This is a genomic window from Streptomyces sp. NPDC048483, from assembly GCF_040651455.1.
Lineage (GTDB): Bacteria > Actinomycetota > Actinomycetes > Streptomycetales > Streptomycetaceae > Streptomyces.
In genome coordinates, this window is sequence record NZ_JBEZJZ010000025.1 from 88245 (window position 1) to 94974 (window position 6730).

Sequence of the window (6730 nt, forward strand, 5' to 3'; positions counted from 1 at the left end):
GCGACCGTGCCCTCAAGCTCGTCAGCACGGTCCCCTACCTCAGCGGTCTGCCCCTCGTCACCGCGGTTGCTGTTCCGCGATGACCGCCCAGTCGTCCGCCCCGTGACCGTCGGCGATGGCCTGATCGAAGACAGCCCGCAGCAACTGGCCGATCGGGAGCGGAATGTCGTGGTCGATCGCCGCATCGAGCGCGAGGTGGAGGTCCTTGCGGCCCAGGACTGTGGTGAAGCCGGCCGGCTGGTAGCGCCGTTCGGCGACCATCGACCCGTAGCCTGCGTAGACGGCTCCTGGGAAGAGGGTCGAGGTCAGCAGTTCGACGAACTGCCCGGAGTCGACACCGGCACCTTCCGCGAGGCTGACGGCCTCGCCTAGTGACTGAATTGCGCAGGCGATCAGATAGTTCCCGAGGATCTTCACGATGTTGGCCTGCTCCGGACGGTCGCCGAGGCGCCACGTCCGCGAGCCGATCACATCGAAGAACGGCTGCGCGCGGTCGATCAGCAAGTCCTCACCGGCCGCAAGGATGTTGAGTGCCCCGGCTTCGGCGACCGGAACACGGCCGAAGACCGGTGCCGCGACGTACCCGACACCGGACTCGGCGTGCGCTGCGCCGACCCGGCGAGCCAGGCCGGCACTCACCGTGGCGAGGTTGACGTGAACAGTCCCGGCCGGGATCTGGGAGAGGACACCGGAGTCGATGAACGTCTCGGCGACGGCCCGGTCATCGGACAGGACCGAGAAGACCACCGGCGCGTGCATGGCCTCTGCGACCGAGGCGGCACGACGGGCACCCGCTGCAACGAGTTGCTCCGCAGGTGCGTCGGAGCGGTTCCACACCACGACGTCGTGGCCGGCCTTCAAGAGGTTGTGTGCGATGGGCCTCCCCATCGCCCCCAGACCGATGACCGCGATGCTGCTCATGCAGAGCACGCCCCTTCCATTGAACCGTCTAAGACGGCTCAAGGATGCCAGGTCAAGAAGTCACGGCTCGCCGCGAGCTGACCCGACAGCGCCGCGATCAGAGCCGTCAACAACGCGGAGCGTTGGCAACCGACGACAACGCCGCAGATGGGCGTGCCAGACCACCGCGTCCCAGGCATGATCCGCCGGACAGGCCCTAGCCCTGCACTTCCCAGACGAAGTGCCGGTGAGCGTTCTTGCATTCCCCGGCCCCGTCGAGAACGGTGCCACACGGGATCTCATGCAAGAAGATGCCGTCTTCCCTGGTGACGCTGGCCGAACACCGATCCTCGGCCAGGTACCGCGCCGTTCTCCCCTCCAGGCGCTTCCGAGCCTGCTGAGGCGTAGCCCTGCGGCCGTCGTTCGACCGGTCCGCGTTGCAAAACCGGTGCGTGAGCGCCACGTTGTCCAACGTGTCGGAGCCCCCGTCGGCAATCTCCCGGATGTGGTCGATCTGCGGAGCACGCGGGTCGCGCGGCCCGGCCTGCCGCGGCACCGCGGTAAAGCAGTGCGCACACTCGCCACCGTCACGCTCGTACACCTCCGCCAGGGTGTACCGGTCCCGAGGCTGGGACGCGATCCGTGACCGACGCCGGCGCTCCTGCTGCCGCTTACGGAACCGCTGCTCGGCCGCCCGCTCCTGCTCGCTCATCTCGTGAGCACGAGCAATCATCACGTGCAGGCGGTTGCGGTACTCCTGGCCGTCCATGCACCCGGGCCGCGCGTCCATCGCGGCCAGCGCCGCGAGCGGGTCACCGAACCCAAGAACCTGGTCTTCCCGGATGCCGATGTACTGGCCCAGGGTGCCCGCCTCGTACTGCTCCCTCAGACGCGCCTGATTCCTGGCACGCAGTTCGGCGATACGGGGTGAGACAGGGCGGGGCATTGCGGTTCCCTCCACTAGGTAGCGACCGCCCAATTTTGCATGCCCGTTGGGCATTCGGATAGCTGAAGGCCCCGTGCTGGCAGCGCGGGGACACCGATCGGGCCCCGTTTTCTCATCTGTTCAACTAGTGCTGGATTCCTCTTTCACTGGGTAGATGTCCTGGTGGCGGGGTGGTTGCGGGGCTCGGGGTGGGTGCTGGGCGATGGTGTTACGGGCACGGCCGGGGCGTGATGATGACGAGCTTGCGGTGATCGGTCGGTTGGCGCGGGCACGGAAGGCTCCGCGGGATCTGGTGACGCGGGCGCGGATGGTCGAGTTGAGCTGGGCTGGTCTGCGGTGCCGGCGATCGCGGACGAGGTGGGCTGCGGGCAGAAGACCGTGCGCCGCTGGTTTCACCGCTTCAACCGCTGTGGCCTGGAGGGCCTGGAAGACCTCGGTGGCCAGGGACGCAAACGGCGGATCGGCGATATGGAGCGTTCGCGGATCATCGCCCTGGTGAGAACGCCGCCGGAGTGGACGCTCGATGCGCTTGCCGCACTCGCCCGCCGAAAGGGGATCGAGGTGAGCCGGTCCCACGTCCGCAGGATTCTGCCGGCCGAGGGTGTCCGCTGGCGCCGCACCCGATCCTGGACTCGATCGAAGGATACGGACTTCGAGGGAAAAGGACGCGGATCATCGGCCTGTACACCTGCCCGCCCGACGGCGCGACGGTCATCTGCGCCGACGAGCTCGGGCCGGTGGTCCCACGCACCTTCCCACCGGCGCCGGGCTGGTCGCCGGACGGCCACCGCATCAAATCCGAAGTCGACTACGGCCGCGGGCCAGAGAAGACCTGGGTCTACGGCGACCTGCGGGTACGGGACGGACAAGAGATCACGATGACCGCCGCCTCCCGCAACAGTGCCTTCTACCAGCAGTTTCTACAGAAGGTCGAGGCAGCCAACCCGGCCGGGGACATCTACGTCGTCACCGACAACCTCTCCTCGCACAACAGCCTGTCCACCCAGACCTGGAGGACCACGCCCGCATCCACCACGTCTTCATCCCCTTCGGAGCCTGCTGGCTCAACTTCCAAGAAGGCTGGTGGCGCACCTTCCGCAAGGCCGCCCTCGCAGGCCAGTCATTCGCCGGACCACCAGAGATCGAACAAGCCACCCGCCTGGCGACAGCCCAGCTCAACACCCGGGCCCGCCCATGGATATGGGGCGGGCCCGCACCACCAACTCGCCTACTACGGCGCCGATATGTGTACACCGTTTGAGGAATCCAGCACTAGGTCGCCGCGCACCTACGGCGCGGGGCGGGGTTTGAGCGCCGGAGGCGCGCAAGAGGCGCTGTTGTCCTGCGCAGTAGCCACAGAGTGCATCGTGTCGATCCGCGCTCCCTGCGAGTGGCGTTGTCACTGCTGGTCTGCAGGTATGCGATGGGACGTGCAGACCGGGGCGCCGGTCCGGTGGTGTGCGGACGGTACAGCTGGCTGTGGCCTGGCGGTCGGCGGGGGGTATCCAAGATGACGGTGGCGTCCTCGGTGCAGCCGGTGCGCACAGCGCGGCAGGTTCTCCTCGATGCGGGGGCCGTTACGCTTCCTGCGCTGCGGCAGGCAGTGGATGGGCTGCCGGGCCCGGTCCAGCACCTAGTGGGTGTCCATTTCGGGTGGTGGGATCGGGCAGGCGTGCCGCTGGCCGGGAGTTCGGGGAAAGCCGTACGGCCCGCGTTGGCGCTGCTGGCGTGCGAGGCGGTGGGCGGGGAGCGGTTACAGGGGGTGCCGGCGGCGGTGGCGGTGGAGTTGGTGCACAACGCCTCGCTTCTGCACGACGACATCATCGATGGTGACCGGCTGCGGCGGGGGCGGCCGGCGCTGTGGGCCCTGCTGGGGGTGCCGGCCGGGATCCTGGCCGGGGACGCTCTGTTCTTCCTGGCCGTGCAGGTTCTGGCGGATGCCCCGCCGCCGCTGGATGGGAGGGGAGCGAGGCAGCTGACGGCCGCGGTGCAGGAACTGATCGGAGGCGAGTACACCGACGCCCTGCTGGAGACCCGGTCGGCTGTGTCGCTCGCGGACTGTACGGCGATGGCGGCCGACAAGACGGGCGCGCTGATCGCGGCCTCCTGCGCCCTGGGCGCCCTGGCGGGCGGTGCGGGCATGACGCGCGTAGGGCATCTGCGGGCGTTCGGAGCGCATGTGGGGGTGGCGTTCCAACTGGTCGATGACCTGCTGGGGATCTGGGGCGACCCTGCGCGTACCGGGAAGCCCGCCAGGTCGGACCTGGCCTCGCGCAAGAAGTCCCTCCCCGTGGCGGCCGCTTTGGCCAGCGATGGGGCGGCAGGGCGGGAACTGAGCCGTCTCTACGACCGCCGGGAGCCGTTGTCACAGGCCCAGTTGGAGCGCGCAGCGGAGCTGGTGGAGGCGGCCGGGGGGCGGGCTTGGGCGGCTGGTGAAGCCCGGCGTCATATCGGTGCGGCCCTGGACAGCCTGCACGCCGCCGACCCGGCCCGCACTCCCGCGCAGGAGCTGACCGCGCTGGCACAGCTGATCACTGACCGGGACCTCTGAACCCACCGCGACGAGGTGAACGCGATGCCCGCCCAACACCCCTCATTCCAACCCCTGTCTCATCCCCCGTCCTACCCGCCGCGCACGGCCCCGTGCCCAGGCCGGTCGCGGGCACCGATGCCGCCGGTGCCGCATCGGGTGCCGGTTCAGTCCCCGGCATCGTCCGGCGGGTGGCGCTGCGCTCCTTCTGCGCCGGGGTACGGCGGGCCGTTAAGACCGTCGCGCGTCTGTTGGATCAATGCGCCCAGCAGCTGTCGGACCGTCATCACACCACCGTGTCGCAGTTGCCCACCGTCCTTCCCCGTTCGCTCACCGTCTATGAAGCCGACGGAGAAAGGATCACCATGACGCTCAGCGACATCACCGAAGAGATTGACGCGGGTCTGTTGACCTTCTACTGCCCCCTGCCCGCGCAGGAAAGCCCAGAGGCGGTGCTGCTGCAGCAGCGCACCTTGGAGTGGGCCGAGAAGTTCGACCTGGGATGTGGGGACCCCGAGCGGACTGCCATGCTCGCCTCGGTCGGGGCTGCTTACACCATCCATGTCACCCCGCATGCTGCCGGGCCGACGGCGCAGGCCCTGTGCGACTACAACGCCTGGGCGTGGGCCGCCAACGAGCGGGTATCAGCTTCCCGGCAGGCCAGTGAGTTCATCGTCGACGCGGGCCGCTGGGAACGGATCATGCGCTCGCCCCATTCTTGGCCTGACGCCACCGACCCGATGGACGCGGGCCTGCGGGACGCGTTCACGCGGCTGCGGAACTTCCTCACCCCGGTGCAGTGGGAACGCTTCGTCGCCGGCCAGAGCCATTGGATCTCGAGTATGGGCTGGGAGGCAGCCGTCTGGGAACAAGGGGGAAGCCGCACTCTCAACCACTACCTGGCGGTACGGCTCGGCTCCGCCGGATCCTACTCCGCAGCCGCTTTCCTGGACGCAGTGGAGCGCATCGAGCTGGGCGAACGTGAGTGGGCCCACCCCACGCTCCGCGCAGCCGTCGAGGCCGGCATGCTCGCCGCCATCCTGGACAACGACCGCTACTCCTACCCCAGGGAACGCCGTCTGAGGATCGGGAAGCACAACGTGTTCGACGTCCTGCGCCGTGAACACCCCGAGTATTCCCTCGGCCAGGCTGTGACCGAGGGCATCACCCTGCGGGACCGCCTCTTGACCCTGTACCTCCAGCTGCGGGACCAGCTCCTCACGGACGCTGGAAACGACCTGCGACGCTACCTCACCGGACTCGACTGCATCATCAGCGGCAATCTCACCATGGCAGCGACCGCCGTGCGCTATCTCTCCCCCGACACTGCCCACGCCTTCCAACGCACCAGCACCCCACCCTGCGACCTCCCGACCGGCCCGCCTCCATCGAGTCCCACGATCGCCTGGTGGTGGGACCAACTCGACACCTGACAGCCACGCACGCGCAGTGCGGCGAAGTGTGCCCGCCGCCAGCACCAGGGCCAGCAGGAGAAATCGACTTCGCACGCCCAGATCTCTCAGCACGGGGATAACACGAACTCCTCAGAACCAGTGGGGTCGGTAAGCGCGACCCTGGCGGGTCGGTTCGCCATTCCCGTGAAACCCCGTAGGGATTACCCGCGGGAGGCCATCGTGTCCGTTGTAGGCGAGCCGCGCCGAGAGGAATGTGAGGCAGTGGTTCGGTGGTACTACGGCGCGGGAAAGATGCTCCGGTGACGGTCATCCGCCGCATGGGTAGTGGGGCGCGACCTGCGCTTGATTCGGAGCTTGCGAAGACCAAGAGTCCTTCGACGCATGGCAATCAACACTCCGAGTTCGACTTCAATGACCACGGGACGGCACTGCCCGTGTGCATCTGGCGGCTGCCCATCGGCTTGGGCTACGGCATGAGCGGGGCGGCCATGCCTGCGTCGTCTACGGTGCGGTCGGCCGGGCTCCCGCGTCGCTCTCCTTCAACGCCATCGAGAAAAGGAGCGGCCCCATGGTGAAGAACGCCCACGTGCGCCACAGCGGTGGCGGGAAGGCATTCTGGATGCTGAACGGCCTCTACGAGGTCAAGGCGTCGAGCGACGAGACCAACGGCGCGATGACCGTCATGGAGATGACCTTTCCGGAGCGGATGGGCCCGCCGCCCCACACCCACCCCGGAATCGAGAGTGTCTACGTCATCGAGGGGACGCTGCGCTACCACATTGGCGACGAGACGGTCGAAGGCCGCCCCGGGTCCTTTATCCATATCCCTGAGGGCACATTGGAACGGTTCGAGCCCACCAGCACGGTGCGGCTCCTGATCACCTACACGCCGGGCGGTATCGAAAAATTCTTCGCCGAAGCGGGTGAACCGGCCCAGCG

6 protein-coding genes and 1 pseudogene are annotated in these 6730 nt (G+C 68.0%); 5 read left to right on the forward strand and 2 right to left on the reverse strand.

The window, feature by feature from the left end:
- Positions 1 to 57: 57 nt before the first annotated feature.
- Entirely contained in the window at positions 58 to 921 is an 864-nt protein-coding gene (locus AB0D04_RS16180) for an NAD(P)-dependent oxidoreductase (RefSeq protein ID WP_362703292.1), read from the reverse strand.
- Between the two features lie 196 nt (positions 922 to 1117).
- The gene (locus AB0D04_RS16185) at positions 1118 to 1846 is read right to left on the reverse strand and encodes an HNH endonuclease signature motif containing protein (RefSeq protein ID WP_362703294.1); all 729 of its coding nucleotides are present in this window, start codon (positions 1844 to 1846) and stop codon (positions 1118 to 1120) included.
- A gap of 378 nt (positions 1847 to 2224) precedes the next feature.
- Here AB0D04_RS16185 and AB0D04_RS16190 point away from each other — a divergent pair.
- The 5 genes and pseudogenes from AB0D04_RS16190 to AB0D04_RS16210 form a co-directional block, all read left to right on the forward strand.
- Positions 2225 to 2377: pseudogene (locus AB0D04_RS16190) on the forward strand (helix-turn-helix domain-containing protein); the annotation flags it as partial.
- A 206-nt stretch (positions 2378 to 2583) separates the two neighbouring features.
- Positions 2584 to 3360: a hypothetical protein gene (locus AB0D04_RS16195; protein ID WP_362703295.1), complete on the forward strand. Its 777-nt coding sequence runs from the start codon at positions 2584 to 2586 to the stop codon at positions 3358 to 3360.
- Positions 3361 to 3518: 158 nt separating this feature from the next.
- On the forward strand, positions 3519 to 4397 hold the full coding sequence (locus AB0D04_RS16200) for a polyprenyl synthetase family protein (RefSeq protein WP_362703296.1): 879 nt from the start codon (positions 3519 to 3521) through the stop codon (positions 4395 to 4397).
- 344 nt (positions 4398 to 4741) lie between these two features.
- On the forward strand, positions 4742 to 5809 hold the full coding sequence (locus AB0D04_RS16205; protein ID WP_362703298.1) for a hypothetical protein: 1068 nt from the start codon (positions 4742 to 4744) through the stop codon (positions 5807 to 5809).
- Positions 5810 to 6359: 550 nt separating this feature from the next.
- On the forward strand, positions 6360 to 6730 hold a 371-nt coding region (locus AB0D04_RS16210), incomplete at its 3' end, for a cupin domain-containing protein (protein ID WP_362703300.1).